19 protein-coding genes are annotated in these 19,839 nt (G+C 48.4%); 1 reads left to right on the top strand and 18 read right to left on the bottom strand.

Translation table 11 applies throughout. From position 1 onward, the window contains the following. Window positions 1-44: 44 nt before the first annotated feature. The 12 genes from dprA to citF (DXB18_RS02080) all read right to left on the bottom strand — a co-directional run bounded on the left by dprA (window position 45) and on the right by citF (DXB18_RS02080) (window position 12,891). Window positions 45-1,178, bottom strand: coding sequence for a DNA-processing protein DprA (gene dprA / locus DXB18_RS02130; RefSeq protein WP_243103097.1), 1,134 nt, complete (start codon window positions 1,176-1,178; stop codon window positions 45-47). A 3-nt stretch (window positions 1,179-1,181) separates the two neighbouring features. Next, entirely contained in the window at window positions 1,182-2,720 is a 1,539-nt protein-coding gene (locus tag DXB18_RS02125) for a YifB family Mg chelatase-like AAA ATPase (protein WP_118543081.1), read from the bottom strand. 367 nt (window positions 2,721-3,087) lie between these two features. Continuing rightward, a complete protein-coding gene (locus DXB18_RS02120; RefSeq protein WP_118543082.1) occupies window positions 3,088-4,392 on the bottom strand; it encodes a 2-hydroxycarboxylate transporter family protein in 1,305 nt (434 codons plus the stop codon). An 86-nt stretch (window positions 4,393-4,478) separates the two neighbouring features. After that, complete coding sequence (gene citF / locus DXB18_RS02115) at window positions 4,479-6,041, bottom strand: citrate lyase subunit alpha (RefSeq protein ID WP_118705746.1); 1,563 nt, start codon at window positions 6,039-6,041, stop codon at window positions 4,479-4,481. Window position 6,042: 1 nt separating this feature from the next. Beyond that, window positions 6,043-6,945, bottom strand: coding sequence for an aldolase/citrate lyase family protein (locus DXB18_RS02110; RefSeq protein ID WP_118705744.1), 903 nt, complete (start codon window positions 6,943-6,945; stop codon window positions 6,043-6,045). After that, window positions 6,945-7,244 carry a citrate lyase acyl carrier protein gene (gene citD, locus DXB18_RS02105; protein ID WP_118532484.1) on the bottom strand — a complete coding sequence of 100 codons (300 nt, stop codon included), beginning with the start codon at window positions 7,242-7,244 and terminating at the stop codon, window positions 6,945-6,947. The genes DXB18_RS02110 and citD (DXB18_RS02105) overlap by 1 nt, the downstream gene beginning before the upstream one ends. Window positions 7,245-7,516: 272 nt before the next feature. Further along, window positions 7,517-7,780 carry a hypothetical protein gene (locus DXB18_RS16440; protein WP_243103096.1) on the bottom strand — a complete coding sequence of 88 codons (264 nt, stop codon included), beginning with the start codon at window positions 7,778-7,780 and terminating at the stop codon, window positions 7,517-7,519. 4 nt (window positions 7,781-7,784) lie between these two features. After that, window positions 7,785-8,201: a Na+/H+ antiporter NhaC family protein gene (locus tag DXB18_RS16435; protein ID WP_243103092.1), complete on the bottom strand. Its 417-nt coding sequence runs from the start codon at window positions 8,199-8,201 to the stop codon at window positions 7,785-7,787. Window positions 8,202-8,359: 158 nt separating this feature from the next. Further along, window positions 8,360-9,922, bottom strand: coding sequence for a citrate lyase subunit alpha (gene citF, locus DXB18_RS02095; protein ID WP_118705742.1), 1,563 nt, complete (start codon window positions 9,920-9,922; stop codon window positions 8,360-8,362). A 1-nt stretch (window position 9,923) separates the two neighbouring features. Continuing rightward, entirely contained in the window at window positions 9,924-10,826 is a 903-nt protein-coding gene (locus DXB18_RS02090) for an aldolase/citrate lyase family protein (protein WP_118705740.1), read from the bottom strand. Further along, window positions 10,826-11,125, bottom strand: a complete 300-nt coding sequence (gene citD, locus DXB18_RS02085; RefSeq protein ID WP_118532484.1) for a citrate lyase acyl carrier protein — start codon at window positions 11,123-11,125, stop codon at window positions 10,826-10,828. Before citD (DXB18_RS02085) ends, DXB18_RS02090 begins: the two co-directional genes overlap by 1 nt. Window positions 11,126-11,328: 203 nt before the next feature. Continuing rightward, a complete protein-coding gene (citF, locus tag DXB18_RS02080; RefSeq protein WP_118544221.1) occupies window positions 11,329-12,891 on the bottom strand; it encodes a citrate lyase subunit alpha in 1,563 nt (520 codons plus the stop codon). Between the two features lie 164 nt (window positions 12,892-13,055). On the opposite strand from citF (DXB18_RS02080), the gene DXB18_RS02075 reads away from it, so the two are divergent. Further along, window positions 13,056-13,991, top strand: coding sequence for a LysR family transcriptional regulator (locus DXB18_RS02075; RefSeq protein WP_118705738.1), 936 nt, complete (start codon window positions 13,056-13,058; stop codon window positions 13,989-13,991). 65 nt (window positions 13,992-14,056) lie between these two features. Here the strand turns inward: DXB18_RS02075 and DXB18_RS02070 are convergent, their stop codons facing one another. The 6 genes from DXB18_RS02070 to sepF all read right to left on the bottom strand — a co-directional run bounded on the left by DXB18_RS02070 (window position 14,057) and on the right by sepF (window position 19,836). Then, on the bottom strand, window positions 14,057-15,706 hold the full coding sequence (locus DXB18_RS02070; protein WP_118705736.1) for a C40 family peptidase: 1,650 nt from the start codon (window positions 15,704-15,706) through the stop codon (window positions 14,057-14,059). Between the two features lie 106 nt (window positions 15,707-15,812). Next, a complete protein-coding gene (locus tag DXB18_RS02065) occupies window positions 15,813-16,475 on the bottom strand; it encodes a cytidylate kinase-like family protein (RefSeq protein ID WP_182430440.1) in 663 nt (220 codons plus the stop codon). 125 nt (window positions 16,476-16,600) lie between these two features. Continuing rightward, window positions 16,601-17,536 (bottom strand): RluA family pseudouridine synthase, encoded by a 936-nt coding sequence (locus DXB18_RS02060; protein ID WP_118705734.1) that lies wholly within the window; start codon window positions 17,534-17,536, stop codon window positions 16,601-16,603. Then, window positions 17,512-18,033 carry a signal peptidase II gene (gene lspA, locus DXB18_RS02055; protein WP_118544216.1) on the bottom strand — a complete coding sequence of 174 codons (522 nt, stop codon included), beginning with the start codon at window positions 18,031-18,033 and terminating at the stop codon, window positions 17,512-17,514. Before lspA ends, DXB18_RS02060 begins: the two co-directional genes overlap by 25 nt. After that, window positions 18,014-19,132, bottom strand: a complete 1,119-nt coding sequence (gene aroB / locus DXB18_RS02050) for a 3-dehydroquinate synthase (RefSeq protein WP_118544215.1) — start codon at window positions 19,130-19,132, stop codon at window positions 18,014-18,016. Before aroB ends, lspA begins: the two co-directional genes overlap by 20 nt. Before the next feature lie 200 nt (window positions 19,133-19,332). After that, entirely contained in the window at window positions 19,333-19,836 is a 504-nt protein-coding gene (gene sepF / locus DXB18_RS02045) for a cell division protein SepF (protein ID WP_118705732.1), read from the bottom strand. Window positions 19,837-19,839 lie beyond the last annotated feature (3 nt).

Genomic DNA, 19,839 nt, shown 5'->3' with positions numbered 1-19,839 from the left:
AGCTACTCCTAAATACCGGATCTTGGAAAACCGGCATGCGGTTTTCAGATCTTTTTTCCATAATAATGATTCGCCGCACGAAACACGTAGCCCTGCAATTCCAGCTCCAGCAAGATCCCCATACACGCGCTGATGCTCATGCCACACTTACCTGAAATTTCTTCCAAATGTTTCGCCTTGAAATCTAGGCAAGCATACACCATTTTTTCAGGCTTTGCAAGTGCATTTACATTTTTTTCATGAATAATTAACCTTTTTCGGCACTTTACCCCCAGGTATTCCAGGATATCATTTGGTGAAATTGCCATATGTGCCCCCTGCTGGATCAGACGGTTGCAGCCTTCGCTTAAATGATCCGTGATCCGCCCAGGAATGGCAAAGATTTCCTTTCCCTGGTCCAGTCCAAGCTCGGCCGTGATGAGGGAACCACTCTTTTCTTTTGCTTCCACAACCAGAATGGCATCCGCAAGCCCGCTGATGATCCGGTTTCGCATTGGAAAATGCATCCGGTCCGGTCTGGTATCCAGTGGGAACTCGGAAATAATCCCTCCATGTTCGATCATCTGTCCATACAGCTTATAATGTGCAGATGGATAACAGATATTCACGCCGCACCCCAGCACCCCGTAGGTATCTGCTCCCGCTTTCAGGGCTCCCCGGTGCGCCGCCCCGTCAATCCCGAGAGCAAGTCCGCTGATGATCTGTGTTCCTTCTTCGGACAGCATCTGGGCAAACATTGCTGCCAGACTCTGACCATACTCCGAACAGCCCCTGGCTCCGACAATCGCCACCACCGGCTGCTCCGGCACCGGCAGTTTTCCCCGTACATACAGCCCCATGGGATAATCGTAAATCTGCAAAAGCTGGCACGGATACTCCTTATCCAACGGTGTGACAAAGCGGATTCCCCGCTCAGCCAGCTTTCCATACTGCTCCATGATGCTTTCTCTCTGCTCTACGGCTTTTAAAAATGCCAGAACCTGTTTTTCCCGAAGAATTCCAGACTCCCGCAAAGCTGTTTCTTCTATATTATATAGACAGGAAAAACTGCCAAAATATTCTCCCAGCTTTCGGATAGAAACCGCACCCACGTCCGGAATCTGGGTCAGGTAAAACAGCGCCTGTCGTTCCTGTTCCAGTTTTTCTGTTTCTGCCAAATTTTCGTACAGTTCTTCCACCCGCTATGCCTCTCCTTCTTTCCCCCAGTAACGTTCCTGCAGATCCCGGTAACCTGCCGCCTCTCTAAGATGTGCCCGCTCAATCTGTTCTTTTCCTTCCAGATCAGCCAAAGTCCGAGCTACTTTCAATATCTTATGGCATCCTCTGGCACTTAAGCCCAGTCGCGAAAAGATCTGCTGCAGAAAAGCCTCGTCCTCTTCCTTCAATTTGCAGAATTTACGGATCTGCCGGATTCCCATCTCACTGTTGGTATAAATGCCACTCCCGGCATAACGTTTTGACTGGATCTTTCTGGCAGCTTCGATACGTGAGCGGATCTCCTGCGATGATTCATTTACCTGCTCTGTGCGGATATCACGGTAGGTAACCGGAGCCGCCTCGACGCAGATATCGATCCGGTCTAACAATGGCCTGGATATCTTTCCCAGATACCGCCGCACCTGATGTTCCGTACAGCTGCATTTGGAACGGTCCGGATAATAGCCACACGGACACGGATTTAGCGCTGCTGCCAGCATAAAATGCGCCGGAAATGAAAAGCTGCCATTCACGCGCGATACCGTAACCTGATGCTCTTCCAGAGGCTGGCGCAATATTTCCAGAGTACGCTTCTCAAACTCTGCCAGTTCATCCAGAAACAGTACACCACGGGAAGCCAGCGATATTTCACCTGGTTTGGGCCAGAGTCCACCGCCGGTCAATGCCTGGGCGCTGATCGTATGGTGCGGTGCCCGGTACGGTCTTGTCCCGATCAGCGCATGGTCTTTCGGCAGCATTCCGCAGATACTGTAAACCTTGGATACCTCCAGCTGTTCTTCCCGGGAAAGTGCCGGCATAATGGTCGGGATCCGTCTGGCCATCATACTTTTTCCGCTTCCGGGCGGACCGATATAAAGAAGATTATGTCCTCCTGCCACCGCCACCTCCGTTGCACGCCGCATCAGGCGTTGTCCATTTACCTCGCTAAAATCTACCGGATAGTTTGTATCTGCCGCACAGAAACCCTGGTCTTTTTCAATCCGGAGTTTCCCCGTTCCATTTAATAATTCGATAATTTCCTGAAGACTCCGGATACGAACAATGTCCAGACAGTCTGCTGCGACCCCTTCCGCAACATTTTCTTCTGCCAGAAAACAGCGTCTGATCCCGCTTTCTGCCATGGCAACCACCATGGAAAGCACGCCGCGCACCGGCTTGATGCTTCCATCCAGACCTAGTTCTCCTAAAAAGCCTGTTTCTTTCAAAGAAGAAGGTTCTAAAATTCCATAAGCTGCCAGCACTGCTACCGCCACCGGAAGGTCGCACGCCGTTCCTTCTTTGCGCACGTTAGCCGGAGACAGATTCACTGTAATCTTCTTCGAAGAAAGGCGGAATCCTGCATTGCGCAAGGCTGTCCGCACGCGCTCCTCCGCTTCCTTCACCTCAGAGGCCAGTGACCCTACCATATAAAAACCAGGCAGACCGTCACTGACGTCTGCCTCTACCTGGACCACATAGCCGTCAATGCCGCGCAGTCCTCCGCTGTATACTTTACTGAACAAAGATAATCTCCTTTCCCGATGCTGTTTTGGAATTCCTGCAAGAATATACATAGATTTCTTAGAATTTAACCACATTTCTTTCTTGTGCCATCTTCACTATATCTGCACCATAGAAAAAGAGCCATCGTTTTTTTTCGCATAATCTGACATTATTCGATGCTGTTTGCACAGCTCTGCCTGACAGTAAAATCTGTTTTCATAAACCTGCTTCCATTTTTCATTCGTTCAGATCTTATGCACATATATCTCTGAAATTTCCTGCAACACAAAAAGGACAGAAACCAATTCTGCCCTTTTTGTGTTCCTATTCTATTTCATTTTTTCAGAGCATTACTGCCCACGTATTGCGCAAATCCGTCAAAACTTCCTATTTCAGGAATGCGCCAAACAGGATACTTGCAATGATCAATACGATACCACCGCCAAGACGGGAGGATAACTGTGCATATGCGATCAGGCCCATTCTGTCGCAGGCACCAAGTACTGCCAGGTCACCGGAACCACCACGGTTAGCCATGCAAAGACCAGCGGTGATAGCGGAATCGATCGGGAAGAAGCCTACCAGGTAACCAATGATTGCGGAACCCAGGATAGCACCGATTACGATTGCCAGAGCGATCACTACGTTACCAACAGTGATAGCCTTAGCCAGCTCGATAATGTTGGTATCGACACCTACACCTACCATGATAATCAGGATCAGGTTTGCGGTGAAGAAGGACTGAAGTTTCTTAGCTGCTGCACGTACGTTGTCTGGAACAATACCAGCTGCTGCTACTGCTGCAACGAAGATGATCATGTAAGCGAACTGATGGATTGCGGTACCAAAGATGGTCGGAAGGATAGTCTTTGCGAACAGTCTGCCCAGTGCATAGAAACCGATTGCCAGGAAGAATGCGCCGCCAAGATCTTTCATGCCAACTTTGACAGATTTATCCTCGGTAGCGAAGTCGCCGCCCTTACGGATCAGCTGGGTACCATCACCAGTCCAGCTGGTCTTCTTCTCACCGATCTTCTTTAAGATTGCTGCGGTGAGGATTGCAAAGATGTTTGCAATGGTCAAAATGGTAATTGCAAAGGAATAATAGTTTGCTGCCGGGTCACCGGTTACGGTCTCATAAATCTGGCTTAACGGAACAGCGCCTGCGCCGTTACCACCTCCCATGATCGGGCAAACATATTTTAATACAATATCAACCGGGCTGATACCGAATACCAGACCTGCTGCACAGCCAAATACAGCTGCACCGATCAGTCCTCCGAAGATTGCCGGAATGTATCCTGCGAAGGAACGAACCAGAAGCTTTCTGTCCAGTGCCAGGATGGAACCGGTAATCAGGAAGATAATGAAGAAGGAAAGGAAATCCGCATCATCCATGATCATGATCATGCCGTCTGCATACTTCTGCGGAATCAGGTTGTAGGTGAACAAGAATGCGGATACCAGGAAAGTCAGTACCAGACCGCCGCCGATATAGCTGTTCCAGAACGGAATACGTTCACCAACCTCGTTACAGATCAAACCGATGGATAACATCAGTGCGAAGCATCCTGCAAGGTCTGCAGAAAGAGCTCCGGTTGCTGCTGCTGCGATTACAATCACAGCTATTGCTCCGGCAAGCCACCACGGCATGCCGAATGTTTTCAGACTAAACCCTTTGTTTTCAGCCATTTCAAATACCTCCATATGTAAGTGTATTGGGTTTCCCCTTTTATATCAACTCGGCAATTCCCGGTGCCGGGTTCATATCATAATAATCAGTCTTTAAACTCATAATCCTTGATCTCGCGGACAACATCCAGTACAGTACCGTCACGGCTCTCGATGATACCAACCACGCGGTCACCAAACTGTACCGGATCCGGCTCACCTACGATGGCGTATGCCTTGTCACGCAGCTCCTCGATGGTGCAGAACGGAAGCTTCACATCCTTCATGCACTCGATCAGATCCTGTCTGCGCGGGTTGATGGCAATGCCGTAATCGGTGATGACAACATCTACGGTCTCGCCCGGAGTGGTTACGGTGGTTACATTGGTACAGATAGCCGGGATTCTTCCCTGCAGAAGCGGAGCAATGACGATGGTGCACTTTGCTCCTGCTGCGGTATCCGGATGACCGCCCTGTGCTCCGGTGATCATGCCGTCAGAGCCTACAACCACGTTGCAGTTGAAGTTTACGTCGACCTCAAGAGAAGCCAGGATCACGAAGTCAAGCTTATTGACATAAGCGCCCTTGTTGAACGGATCTGCATACTCGGATGCGGAGATCTCGATGTGGTTCGGATTGGTCTTGATGGACTCAATGGCACCCATATCAAAATCCTGAGTATCTACGATCTTGTCGATGAGACCCTTTGCAAGCAGGCTGCACATCGGAGTGGTGATACCGCCGAGACCAAGTCCCATCTTAATACCGCGCTCTTCCATGATCTTTCCAAGAGAGATGGTGGATGCGATGGAAGCACCGCCGACACCAGTCTGATAGGAGAAGCCATCCTTGAAGTACGGAGTGTTGATCACGAACTGGGTGCAGTAATCTGCCATCATGATCTTACGGACATCGGTGGTCGGTTTTGCTGCGCCGGTTGCGATCTTGGCCGGATTACCGATCTCATCTACTACGCAGACGAAATCTACCTGGGTCATGGAGATGCTTGCCGGGATGTTCGGGAACGGAACGAGACAGTCAGTGATCGCCACGACTCTGTCTGCGTACTGCGCGTCTACCATGGCGTAGGATAATACGCCGCAATCGCTCTTTCCGCCGTTTGCTCTCATGTTGCCGTACTCATCGCAGGTCGGTGCTCCGATGAACGCGATGTCAACATGAACCTCACCGGACTCGATGGCTCTGACACGGCCGCCATGAGAACGCATGATCGCGATTTCTCTTAATTTACCGGTGGAAATTGCCTCACCGATCTTACCGCGCACACCGGAAGACTGGATTCCAACGATGGTGCCATCTTCGATATAAGGAACGATCGCGTCGTTTGCCTTACCCAAAGAACTTGCGCAGATGGTGATGCCCTTGATGCCCATCTTGTGGATTTCTTCCATGACCATGTTTACCACATAGTCACCCTCACGGAAGTGATGATGGAAGGAAATGGTCATGCCATCTTTGATCTCACACTTCACCAGTGCCTCATGAATGTTCTCCACGATCTTGCTTCTATTCGGGTCCATCATGGCATGAGCCTTCGGAGCTGCTTTCTTATACTCGTGATTATCGTAAGCGTAAGCGCCCTTGAATGCTTCCTTACCGGTTGCCTTTAATACCTCTTCCGGGATTTCTCTTCCTACTGCATTGATCATCTTATAAATCCCCCTCATATACGCCTGAGGCTTTTGCCAGGGCAATGGTTCTCTTTGCGCCGTCGTAGAATGCGATGTCGATCATCTTGCCGTCTACGGTAAATACGCCGATACCCTGTGCTTTCTTCTCGTCGATCTCTTTGACAACCTTCTCTGCAAAGATGATCTCCTTCTGGGTCGGGGTGAAGATTTTATGGACAACATCGATCTGACGCGGGTTTACGAGGGATTTGCCATCGAAGCCCATCATCTTGATCATCTTGACCTCTTCCTCGAACACATCCATAGCATCCAGGTTGGTGAACACGGTATCCCAGCACTGCACACCGGCTGCTCTTGCGGCGATGATCATCTGCTGTCTTGCTCCCTGCAGCTCCACACCGGTTCCGGTGATCACGGTCTGCAGATCCTTGGTGTAGTCACCGCCGGAAAGTGCGATACCGATCAGGCGGTCAGAAGACTTACAAACCTCAAGGGCGTTCAGAACACCTTTGCAGGACTCCAGAGCTGCCATCAACAGGGTGGAACCTTCCGGTCTGCCGAACTCTCTCTCGGCTGCCAGTACATGCTCCTCTACGGTATGAACATCCTGTGCAGTCTCGGTCTTTGCGATACGGATGGTATCAGCACCGCCTGCTACGCAGACACGGATATCTTCCTTCCAGTGCGGGGTGTCCAGTCCGTTGATGCGGACAACACGCTCAACTCCGCGGTAGTCGATCTCCTGCAGTGCATGATACAGAGAGTATCTTGCAGCATCTTTCTGGTTCTCTGCTACTGCATCCTCCAGATCCAGCATAATAGAATCCGGTTTGTAGATGTATGGATCCTTAATGAGACCCGGCTTCTGGCAGTTTAAGAACATCATGGAACGTCTCAGTCTTTTTTTATTCGGATGGCTCATTATTTAATTACACCTCCCCATGGAAGATTCTCAGTGATATCGTTGGAACGGTATACTGCGCACTCAACACGTGCCTTTAAGGTACAGTCCAATGCACCCTTGTCTACTACAGTTACCTTTGCGTCTTTTACATCCAGACGGTTTAAGGTTTCCAGGACGGTTGCCTTGATCTGTTTTCCAAACTGGTGAATCACACTGCTCTCGATGGAAAGCTCTACGGTACCATTTCCCGGCTCCACGGTTACCTGGGCGTCGCTGGACTCCAGGGTTCCTGCCATGGCAGCTTTCTTTACTTCCATAACTCGTTCCTCCTTAAAGTGATATTTACCTTTGTCATATCATAAGCAAAGCATTATTTCTCGTCAACTTCACTAAAAACAGTGTATCATTCAAGGTACAATTGTTCAAATACTTAAAGAATTATGTCAGATATAATTTTTTTATTATGTGATGATAATAATAATATAAATTTTTCATAAACTCAGCCCTATTGGCATCATTTCCCCGATAAGCGAAAAGAGACCTCCACCGGCATTTTTCTGCCAGTGAAAATTTCTCAGTTTTGTTTCTTTTATAATGATACAGATTCCACAATTACAGCGGAAGCATTCAGGCCTGCGCCTCTCTTTTTCTCCTGGATACCTGCAAATACGGCATGTGCCAGGCAGAGAACAATACCAAAAATCTGAACCGGGATCAGTTTACCCCAGAGCTGGCCAGCCTCCATACCAAGTACGGATGCTGCTCTCATGGTCGGACCTGCCCACGGCATCAGGTTTAAGACACCCATAGCCAGAACGGCTACACGAAGCAGGGTGCTCGGTCTCATATGCATCTTCTTATAAACCGGAAGCATGGCCGGAACTACAATTAAGGAAGGTAGATGCGCCGCCGCCATCCAGATGACCGATCAGAGCGATCAGGGCAGTCATAACGGTTACACCAATGACATTGTCACCAACGTGCTTCATCAGCTTGTTGATGATCACATCAAACATGCCTGCATCGGTCATGATGCCGAAGAACAGGACTGAGAATACAAACAGCGCTGCGGTCGGGCCGGTACTCTTGAAACCGCCTTTGATCAGCTCACCGATCTGTTCAATGGAATAATATCCGCCAATTACCAAGATCAGTCCCAGAATAGACAGGAAAATGATGAAGGCCATACTCGGCATGGTCTTGCTTTTAAACAGGGTTACCACCAGTGCAACGATACAGGCGAACCCTAAAATACCAACTACTAATTCTGACATAGATTTTTTCCCTATTTTTTGTTTTACAGCCAGGCAGGCTAGAACCTTGTTTTTGTCCCAGCCTGTCTCTCCCTAGGCCTGTATATGGTTTGTTGTAACGAATTTGCAGCCTCTGCAGCTGCTCTTCCGCTCATATTGCTTCATTGCAGCTTACATTCTTAGTCCTGAAACTCGTACTCTTTGATCTCACGGACAACATCGAGTACGGTGCCGTCACGGCTCTCGATGATACCAACCACGCGGTCACCAAACTGTACCGGATCCGGCTCGCCTACGATGGCGTATGCCTTGTCACGCAGCTCCTCAATGGTACAGAACGGAAGTTTCACATCCTTCATGCACTCGATCAGGTCCTGTCTGCGCGGGTTGATCGCGATACCGTAATCGGTGATGACAACGTCTACGGTCTCACCCGGAGTAGTTACGGTGGTTACATTGGTACAGATAGCCGGGATTCTTCCCTGCAGAAGCGGAGCAATGACGATGGTGCACTTTGCTCCTGCTGCGGTATCCGGATGACCGCCCTGTGCTCCGGTGATCATGCCGTCAGAGCCTACAACCACGTTGCAGTTGAAGTTTACGTCGACCTCAAGAGAAGCCAGGATCACGAAGTCAAGCTTATTGACATAAGCGCCCTTGTTGAACGGATCTGCATACTCGGATGCAGAGATCTCGATGTGGTTCGGGTTGGTCTTAATGGACTCGATCGCGCCCATATCGAAATCCTGGGTATCTACGATCTTGTCGATCAGGCCCTTTGCAAGCAGGTTGCACATCGGAGTGGTGATACCACCAAGACCGAGCCCCATCTTGATGCCGCGCTCTTCCATGATCTTTCCAAGGGAGATCGTGGATGCGATGGATGCGCCGCCAACACCGGTCTGGTAAGAGAAGCCATCCTTGAAGTACGGGGTGTTGATTACGAACTGGGTGCAGTAATCTGCCATCATGATCTTGCGGACATCGGTGGTCGGTTTTGCTGCACCGGTTGCGATCTTAGCCGGGTTACCAATCTCATCTACCACGCAGACAAAGTCTACCTGGGTCATGGAGATGCTTGCCGGAATGTTCGGGAACGGAACAAGGCAGTCGGTGATTGCTACCACACGGTCTGCATACTGTGCGTCTACCATGGCGTAAGATAAAACGCCGCAGTCACTCTTTCCGCCATTTGCTCTCATGTTGCCGTATTCGTCACAGGTCGGAGCACCGATGAATGCGATGTCGATATGAACTTCGCCGGACTCGATGGCTCTGACACGTCCACCATGGGAACGCATGATTGCGATATCTCTTAATTTACCAGTAGAGATTGCCTCACCGATTTTACCGCGCACACCAGAAGACTGGATGCCAACAATAGTGCCATCTTCAATGTAAGGAACGATTGCATCGTTTGCCTTACCCAAAGAACTTGCGCAGATGGTGATGCCCTTAATGCCCATGTTGTGGATCTCTTCCATTACCATGTTTACCACATAGTCACCCTCACGGAAGTGATGGTGGAAGGAAATGGTCATGCCGTCTTTGATCTCACATTTTACCAGTGCATCGTGAATATTCTCTACGATCTTGCTTCTCTTCGGATCCATCATGGTGTGTGCCTTCGGAGTTGCTTTCTTATACTCGTAATTGTCGTAAGCGTAAGCACCCTTGAATGCTTCCTTACCGGTTGCTTTTAATACCTCTTCCGGGATTTCTCTTCCTACTGCATTGATCATCTTATAAATCCCCCTCATATACACCTGATGCTTTTGCTAAAGCAATGGTTCTCTTTGCGCCGTCGTAGAATGCGATATCGATCATCTTACCGTCTACGGTAAATACGCCGATACCCTGTGCCTTCTTCTCATCGATTTCTTTGACAACCTTCTCTGCGAAGATGATTTCCTTCTGGGTTGGAGTGAAGACTCTATGTACCACATCGATCTGACGCGGGTTTACCAGAGATTTTCCGTCAAAGCCCATCATCTTGATCATTCTTACTTCTTCCTCAAACACATCCATCGCATCGAGGTTGGTGAATACGGTATCCCAGCACTGTACACCGGCTGCTCTTGCAGCGATGATCATCTGCTGTCTTGCGCCCTGCAGCTCTACACCGGTTCCGGTGATCACGGTCTGCAGATCTTTGGTGTAGTCACCTCCGGAAAGTGCGATACCGATCAGACGGTCAGAAGACTTACAAACCTCAAGTGCATTTAAGACGCCCTTGCAGGACTCCAGAGCTGCCATCAACAGGGTAGAACCTTCCGGTCTGCCGAACTCTCTCTCGGCTGCCAGTACATGCTCCTCTACGGTGTGAACATCCTGCGCGGTCTCAGTCTTTGCGATACGGATGGTATCAGCGCCGCCTGCTACGCAGACACGGATATCTTCCTTCCAGTGCGGGGTGTCCAGTCCATTGATGCGGACAACACGCTCAACTCCGCGGTAGTCGATCTCCTGCAGTGCATGATACAGAGAGTATCTTGCAGCATCTTTCTGGTTCTCTGCTACTGCATCCTCCAGATCCAGCATAATAGAATCCGGTTTGTAGATGTATGGATCCTTAATGAGACCCGGCTTCTGGCAGTTTAAGAACATCATGGAACGTCTCAGTCTTTTCTTATTCGGATGGCTCATTATTTAATTACACCTCCCCATGGAAGATTTTCAGTGATATCGTTGGAACGGTATACTGCGCACTCAACACGTGCCTTTAAGGTGCAGTCCAGAGCACCCTTGTCTACTACGGTTACCTTTGCGTCTTTTACATCCAGACGGTTTAAGGTTTCCAGGACGGTTGCCTTGATCTGTTTTCCAAACTGGTGAATCACACTGCTCTCGATGGAAAGCTCTACGGTACCATTTCCCGGCTCTACGGTTACCTGGGCGTCACTAGACTCCAGGGTTCCTGCCATGGCAGCTTTCTTTACTTCCATTTTTTATCCTCCTTTTATACAAAAAGAAAAAACAGGGGATGCAATTGCAGCCCCTGCTATTTACATCGTTTCCAGTTTATCACTGACCGACATCCGATTCAAATACTTAAATTCTTATAGCATGCATAGGCTTATGCCTATGGTTTTTTAGTATTTGATAATTTTTTTCCTATGCATGTATTGCGTTTTGTTTATAGTGAATTTTAGTCATCAAAGGTATATGGTTTGCTCTTGCGCACCACATCCATGATGGTGCCATCCCGGCTCTCAATGATGCCGACCACCTGGTCCTCAAACTGGATTTCTTCCGGTATTCCCACGATTGAGTATGCAATATCACGCAGCTCCTCAATGGTTTTGATCGGCAGGCCGGAATCTTTGTATACTTCGATCAGATCCTGTCTTCGTGGATTGATGGCAATACCGTAATCGGTTACCACGACATCGACCACCTCGCCCGGGGTTACCACGGTAACTACCTTGTCACAGATGGTCGGAATGCGTCCACGTACCAGCGGTGCGACGATAATGGAGCAGTTTGAGCCTGCCGCAGTATCCGGATGTCCGCCCGGTGCTCCTCTCACGATACCATCCGAGCCGGTCACTACATTGACATTAAAGTCCACATCCACTTCCAGTGCACCCAGGATAACAAAATCCAGCTGATTGACGAAAGCGCCCTTGTTCATAGGATTGGCATACTCAGAAGTCGAAATCTCATAATGGTTCGGATTCTTCTTGATGGATTCGATCGCACCAAGGTCAAAATCCTGCGCATCAACAATGTTGCGCACCAGTCCTTCCTCCAGAAGATCGCAGATTGGCTTGGTGATGCCGCCAATCGCAAAGCCCATATGGATTCCTTTTTCCAGCATGATCGGACGCAGCATGGTATTAACCGCCAGGGAAGCGCCACCGCCGCCAGTCTGGAACGAAAAACCATCTTTAAAATACGGGGATTTTGCAATAATCTGCGCGCAGTACTGTGCCATCATCAGTTCCCGCACATCTTTCGTCATACGAACCACATTGCTGACAATCTTGCCCGGGTTGCCGATTTCATCTACCACACAGACATAATCCACGTCTACCATGGAAATACTCGGTGGGAAGTTTGGTGCCGGAACCAGACAGTCTGTAACAACTACCACATTGTCCGCATACTTTGCATCGACCATGGAATAAGACAGTACACCGCAGTCGCTCTTACCACCGACTGCCCTTGCGTTGCCATATTCATCCGAAGTCGGCGCACCGATAAACGCAATGTCAATATGAACATCCCCTTCTTCGATAGCCCGCACTCTTCCTCCATGAGAACGGATAATAGCCGGATTTTTCAGCTTGCCGTGGGAAATGGCCTCACCAATACGTCCGCGCACACCAGAAGACTGAATGCCAGTCACCACACCCTCTTCTATGAGATCAGCTACCGGGTCATGTGCCGCGCCAAGTGAGCTGGCACAAATCGTAATATCTTTCACGCCAAGCGCTGCCACTTCCTTCATAACCATATTGACTACATAATCACCATCACGAAAATGATGATGAAAAGAAAGCACCATGCCATCCCGGATGCCGCATTTTAACAATGTTTCACGAATGGAAGGTACCAGCTTACTCTGTTTGGGATCCACATAGCCCTTCACAGCAGGCGCCGCTTTCCGGTAGCGTACACCATCCCGGGCATAAGCTCCTTTGTAGCCTTCCTTTCCATAGCGCTGTAAAATCTCATCCGGAATTTCCCGTCCAACCGCATTTTTCATGCGCGTTCCTCCTTTCATTGTGCAATTCAACCGAAACAGGATTTTGTCCCTTATGATTTCTCGTTGAATATTCACTATTTTTATGGTATCATAAACCTAGTTTCCGTACAACTACAAATTTTGTTATGGGTTTTATAATATTTTTATTATAAAAGAGGTATTACATGAATATCAAACATGCACAGTATATGCTGACCGTCATGCAGGAGGGAAGCATCACGGCAGCTGCTAAAAAGCTATATATTTCCCAGCCCTCATTAAGCCAGATGATCAAGCTGGTGGAAACCAATCTCGGCACTGCCATCTTCAACCGCTCCACCGATCCGATCACGCTGACCTACGCAGGTGAGAAGTACATCGAGGCCGCCAAACAGATCCTTACGATCAACAACAACCTCCAAAAAGAGATCGACGAGATCAACCATGAAGATCACGGCTGTCTGAAGCTCGGAATTCCGGTCCAGCGTGCCATGCAAGTGCTTCCCTATGTGCTTCCCCGGTTTATGAAAAAATATCCGTTCGTCGACATTGATCTGCAAGAACACGGTTCCTCCATCACAGAATCCATGCTGCTGGAGGGTTCCATCGATCTGGCCTGCCTGACCACCTATCCCAAGCATGAAGAATTAAATTATGTCTTGATCGAAGATGAGGATCTGGTCCTTTTGACCAGCCGTAATACCGATCTTGCTAAGCGGATTCCTTCCGGGACCCCGATCGAGATCAGCGAGGCAAAAAATGAAAAATTCATTTCCAGCCGTCCCGGGCATAACGTGAACACAGTGCAAAAGCAGCTCTTTGCCACATACGATATGCAGCCAGACATCCTGCTGCAGACTACAAACATTGAAGTTGGCAAGCGGACCGCCATCGCCTGTGATGCCGTCATGATCTGTCCGATCAACTATATTGAAATGTCACCGGAGCTTTATCCATACTGTTCAGTTTACCCGATCAAGGGAATTGAGAACCAGCGAAGCTTTTATCTCTGTCACAGAAAAGACCTATATCTCACAAAATATATGCGTGATTTCATCCATATCCTGACCGAAGCAGAAAAGCCGTTCCTGCATGGGACTGTGTTTTCTGATACCAAGTGATTTTTTTAGTTCAAAAAAAGAATTCTTCCCACAGCATCCTGCCATTGGGAAGAATTCTTTTTCTTTTAATCCAGGAAAGACCGGATGGTCTTCGGTGTGCGGTAATTCCAGGTAGAAATCTTGATTCCACTCCTGCGGCTTGCCGCATGGACAATCTGGCCGTTTCCAATATACATGGCTACATGGTTGACCGTTCCTTTGCTGTTGGTATAGAAGATCAGGTCTCCCGGGCGCATTTCACTGGATTTTATGGAACGGCCGGCTTTTGCCTGTTCTCTGGAGGTTCTTGGAAGACCAACCCCCGCCACATGGCTCAGCACATACCTCACAAATCCAGAACAGTCTGCACCGGTATGCGGGTCATTGCCGCCCCAGACGTACCGTCCGCCCACAAATTGCAGCGCATAGTTGACTACCTGGCTGCGCAGGGATGCAGACTGGTTTGCTTTTTCCTCAAGCGGTGAGAATTTGATCGCTTCGTTTAACGCATAACGCACCTCGACGTTATTATCGCGTGTGGAAATATACGCATTATCGGCTGACTCGCCGCCGTCACCATCACCGGTGTCCAGCTCGATCTCGACCCAGCCGTCCAGCTGGGAAACTACATTGTAGCGCTCTTCCTTGGAAATCTGGGTCCAGATCTTCGCATCCGTGTTCGGCTCTGCCCGGACATTTAAACGGTCGGTGGTTACGATTGCCATCAGGGAAGCTGCCCCGACTGCCAGATCTTTTGCCTCCTGGCCAACTGCCACATACTGCGGATCTGCTGTAATATAGCCAGTGATGGAGCCAGACTTGATCTTGTACCAGCCATCCACTGTCTCCAGGATTTCTCCTGCAGCCTTGCTCGGGAACTTACCGATGATATTCGCTGAAGAATCCGTACTTGGTTCCTTGCGGATATTCAGGTAGTTGTTCACCTTCGAAATGACCAGATTATCATACTGGTTTAACGCCATGGTCTTCAGGTCAAGCTTTCTGGCTTCATTTAAGGCAAATTCTACCGTCACAAACTCTGTAGAAATATAACCCTCGTCAATCTTCACCCAGCCGTTTTGCTCATCCTCCACCGGATAACGTTCATTCATCAGTGCCTGTCCCACCACATTTGCCGGATCCAGCACCGGTTCCTGGCGGATATTCAGTTTATCCGCCTGGATAATTGCCATCTTTGTAACATAGGAAAGCGCCTGCGAGCGGGCCTCATCGCCACTGATCACATACTGGTTATGAATGTAACCTTCTATTCCGCCAGACGTAATATGGTCCCAGTCCCCCTCCGTGCCTAAGATTTCACAGGCACTGTTCTGCTCCAGCTTTCCAATGATATTGCCATCTGATCCCGGCGTTTCCCGGACATTCAAATATCCGGATACCTGCACCAGACCAAGATTCTGATACGAATCCACAACTGCCTGTTTTGCCGCCAGGTCTTCCTGGTCAGCCTGCCCTTCTGTGTCTATGGAAAGTGCTTCTGCCTCTTCGGCACCGGATATCTCTTCCTGCGCATTGGACGCAGTGGCACCAGCTTCCGCTTTCCCGGAGTTTCCGGAAAGGACAGGGAAACTTCCTTTTTTTGCAAACATTACGACACACAAAGCCAGAAGGAGCAGGATGACTCCGATGCCTGCGTAATGCAGGTACTTCGCTCTCTTTCTGCGCCTTCTGGCTCTTTTTAGAATCTGGGTATAGTCTTTCTTTTCTTCAGACATGGTATTTCTCCTCATTTAAGCTACTTTTCAGTATATCATACCTTGCCTGATATTTTAAGCGATAGATGTGAAAAAAGTATTAATTTTCTTTTACATCTGTTACAATTTATGCGTTTTCTTTGTTCTGCGCTTCCTTTGCCTTTGCAAAAGCAATGATCATGTCAGCGGTAGCATCCGGTCCAAGCACGGAACTGTTGATGCACATATCGTAGCTCCTGGAATCGCCCCACTTTTTGCTGGAGTAATAATTGTAATAGCTGGAACGCTTTTTATCCGTCTTTACCATGATGTCTTTCGCTTTTGCATCATCTACATGGTACAGGTCCTTGATGCTCTGCAGCTTATTTTCATCGTTGCCGGTAATGAAAATCGACACGGTATTCGGATAATCTGCCAGCGCATAGTCTGCACAACGTCCTACGATCACACAGGATTCTTCCTTTGCCAGTTTTTTAATGGTATCAAACTGTGCCAGGAAAATTTTGTGGTTGATCGGCATATCCATATATGCGGATGTGGTATAACCGAGAGAATAAGTATCCATGACCAGAGAATACAAAAAGCTGCTGGTCGGCTTTTCGTCATGTGTCTCAAACAGTTCTTCGCATAAGCCGCTTTCCTTTGCTGCCCTGGTAAGAAGTTCTTTATCGTAACACTTTACACCAAGCTTTTCAGCAATTTTCTGACCGATCATCTTACCGCCGCTTCCACACTGACGTCCAATTGTAATAACAAGATTTCCTCTCATACGATCTTCTCCTTTCAGCATACACATGGTGTAATTCAAATTCTTTTATTAATTAGATTATAGCACAAAAAGCGCAAATAGTATAGTAACATTTTAGCTCATTTTGTATATTTTCAGAATATTTTTAAGACCTCTGGTAATCTGAACTAATCCTTCTCGAGCTTTCGCAGGAGCTTTTCAAAATATTCCGGGAGAGGTGCCCGAAATTCCATATATTCTCCCGTAGCCGGATGGATAATTCCCAGCACCCCCGCATGAAGTGTCTGTCCCTGGAGTCCGGAAAACGGCACTTTCGCAGGTCCATAAACCTGATCCCCCAAAAGCGGATGACCAATGCTTGCCATATGTACCCGGATCTGATGGGTACGTCCGGTCTCCAACTGACATTCCACAAATGTAAAGCGCCTGAACCGCTTCAGAACATGGTAATGTGTCACAGCTTCTTTTCCGTTTTTCTGGTTGATGCTCATCTTCTTGCGATCAACCGGGTGACGTCCGATCGGCGCATTGACCGTACCATCGTCCTCCTTGATGACACCATGGACAATCGCATAATACTTCCGGGTAATGGAATGAACTTTCAGCTGTTCGGCAATTGCATTGTGTGCTTTGTCGTTTTTGCAGACGATCAGGACACCGGTCGTATCCATATCGATCCGGTGGACAATTCCGGGACGCATCACACCATTGATTCCGGAAAGTTCATCTTTGCAGTGATGCATCAAACCGTTTACCAGCGTTCCGGTATAATGACCTGCTGCCGGATGGACCACCATTCCTTTCGGCTTATTGATCAGAATAATATCCTGATCTTCATATAAGATATCCAGGTCCATATCCTCTGCTTCTATTTCCGGCTCTACTGCTTCCGGCACTTCCAGGCGGATTGCATCGTCTTCGGAAAGCTTATAGTTGCTTTTCACCGGTTTTCCGTTCACTTCCACGCCCCCGTCTTTTAAAAGCTTTTGCAGATAGGAACGGGACAGATCCGCCAGCTGTTCGCTTAAATATTTATCGATCCGCTGTCCCGCACCATTCTGTACAGTCAATTCATAAGTCAACGGCGTTCCCCTTTCTTCCATTCAAAGATAACAAGGTCTTCCTCTTTATAATAGAAGCAAAGGAAAACCAGCAGCGCTGCCGTAGCTGTCGTTACGTAAATATCTGCTACATTAAAAATTGGGAAATCGATCAGTTTAAAGTATAAAAAATCCACAACGTACCCCTGGGTTGTACGGTCTACCATGTTGCCAAGTGCTCCGGCCGTAATGAAGATCGTGCAAAGACGAAGCGCTGTATAGCGCAGATTGCTCCAGCCCGGCATACGCCACATCACATAAATCGCCGCTGCCAGAACCACCGCACCGATCAAAAAGAAAAAGCCCTGTCTGCCCTGCAGCATGCCGAATGCAGCACCACGATTTTCAGAATAAAGCAGCTCAAAAACCCCATCCATGATCACAAACGGAGTTTTTCCTTTTAAATGTGCTACTGCCAGAAGCTTGGTATACTGATCCAAAAGTACCAGTGCCAGACTTAACGCCGCCCAGGAAAGCAAATTAAATCCCTTCGTTTTCATCGGTTCCTCCCATCAGCCACTCCAGGCTTTCTTTCATCTGTACATCTGTCACGGTCCGGTCAATAAATGCTTCGCCAATCCGGTGAAGCAGGATAAATTTGATCTTTCCAGAATCCATTTTTTTATCGTTCTTTGTCGCAGCAATGATTTCATCTTCTGAAAGTTCAAAACCGCCGATAGAAACCGGGAGGTCAAACGCTTCAAACGTCTTTCGGATCTGTACTGCCTCATCCATGGTGATCTCACCACGTTTTGCAGACAAATAAGCTGCCGCCACGCTGCCCAGGGCTACACACTGTCCGTGAAGCAGATGAAAGTTCATCAGCTTCTCGATGGCATGCCCCAATGTATGCCCGAAATTCAGGATTCCACGAATTCCCTGTTCTGTCGGATCCTGTTCTACCACATCGCGCTTGATCCGGCAGCTGATCAGGATCATCTGCTCGCAGACGGACAGATCTCTTGCAAGAATTTCTTCCCGATGCTCCTGCAGCCACTCGTAGTAATCTGCGTCCATGATCAGTCCATGCTTGATCACCTCGCCCATGCCGCAGGCAAACTGCTCTTTCGTCAGTGTCAGAAGACTGGAAGCTGCTGTGTATACAAGCTGCGGCATATGGAAAGCGCCTACCATATTTTTATAAGCATCAAAATCTACTCCCGTTTTTCCGCCAATGCTGGAATCTACCTGGGAAAGCAGTGTCGTTGGTACCTGGATAAAACGGATGCCACGCAGATAGGTGGCAGCCGTAAATCCGCAGAGATCTCCCACCACTCCGCCGCCAAGCGCAACCAGCATATCATTCCGGTCATACTGATTCTGGATCAGAAATTCATATAAACTCCGAACGGTATCCAGGTTCTTATGTGCCTCTCCTGCTTCAAAGACAAACAGATGTACTTCTTTGCAAACCGGCTGCAGCTGACGGATCACCGTTTCACTGTAAAGCTCTGCCACAGTACTGTCTGTTACGACACAAAGTCTTCGATCCTGAACGGAAAGAGAAGCAACTTCTTTCCCCAGTTTGTCATAATTTTCTTCCATTACAATATCATAAATGGGTTTTCCATCCCGATGTACTGTCATACGATCACTCATGGTAGCTGTACTCCTCTTCTAATGAAATCAGCAAAAGATACCTCCGGTACCCTCCTGCTGTGCCATAAAGAAATACAGACAATTTTCCTTCCAGTCCGTCGGAAAATTGTCTGTACCCCTGTTCCTTCTTCTCAAAAGGTATGTAACCTGCTTTGTCTGCTTGTAACTGTGCAGGCCTGCCAAACAGTTACGCCTGCTTCTTATAAACGGATGTTCAATCCTGATACGTCCAGTGTTCCATTCCCGATCATTTCCTGAAAATCTCCGGAAAGTTCAACAGATTCTGGTGTGGCAATAAAGATATAACTGGAAATTTTCTGGAGATTTCCGTTCATGGAGTAGGTTGCGCCTGATGTAAAATCAATGATGCGCTGTGCGACCTCCGTGTGGATTCCTTCCATATTCAGAACTACCGCCTTACCGGCCAGCAGATAATCACAAATTTCTCTTGCGTCCTCGATGGAAGTAGGTTTCACCATGGATACTTCCATGCTGCGCTTCATCGGAACTACTTTGGAAGAGCGAGAGAAGAATCTTGGTTTTTCATCGCCCCCGTCATCGTAACTTTCTGAATCATCACGTGCCGGGAAACGCCCCCTTTTGGCAGGCTTTTCTGCCTCATAATCTTCATCAGGACCAAAGTATTCTTCGTCCTCATCCGGACTAAAACGCATGGTATCCATCAGTTTGCTCAAAATGCTCATAAC

It is taken from the genome of Clostridium sp. OM02-18AC, assembly GCF_003481825.1.
Taxonomy (GTDB): Bacteria; Bacillota; Clostridia; order Lachnospirales; family Lachnospiraceae; genus Brotaphodocola.
Note: the sequence above shows the minus strand (reverse complement) of the source record. Positions and strands in the feature narration are given on the sequence as shown.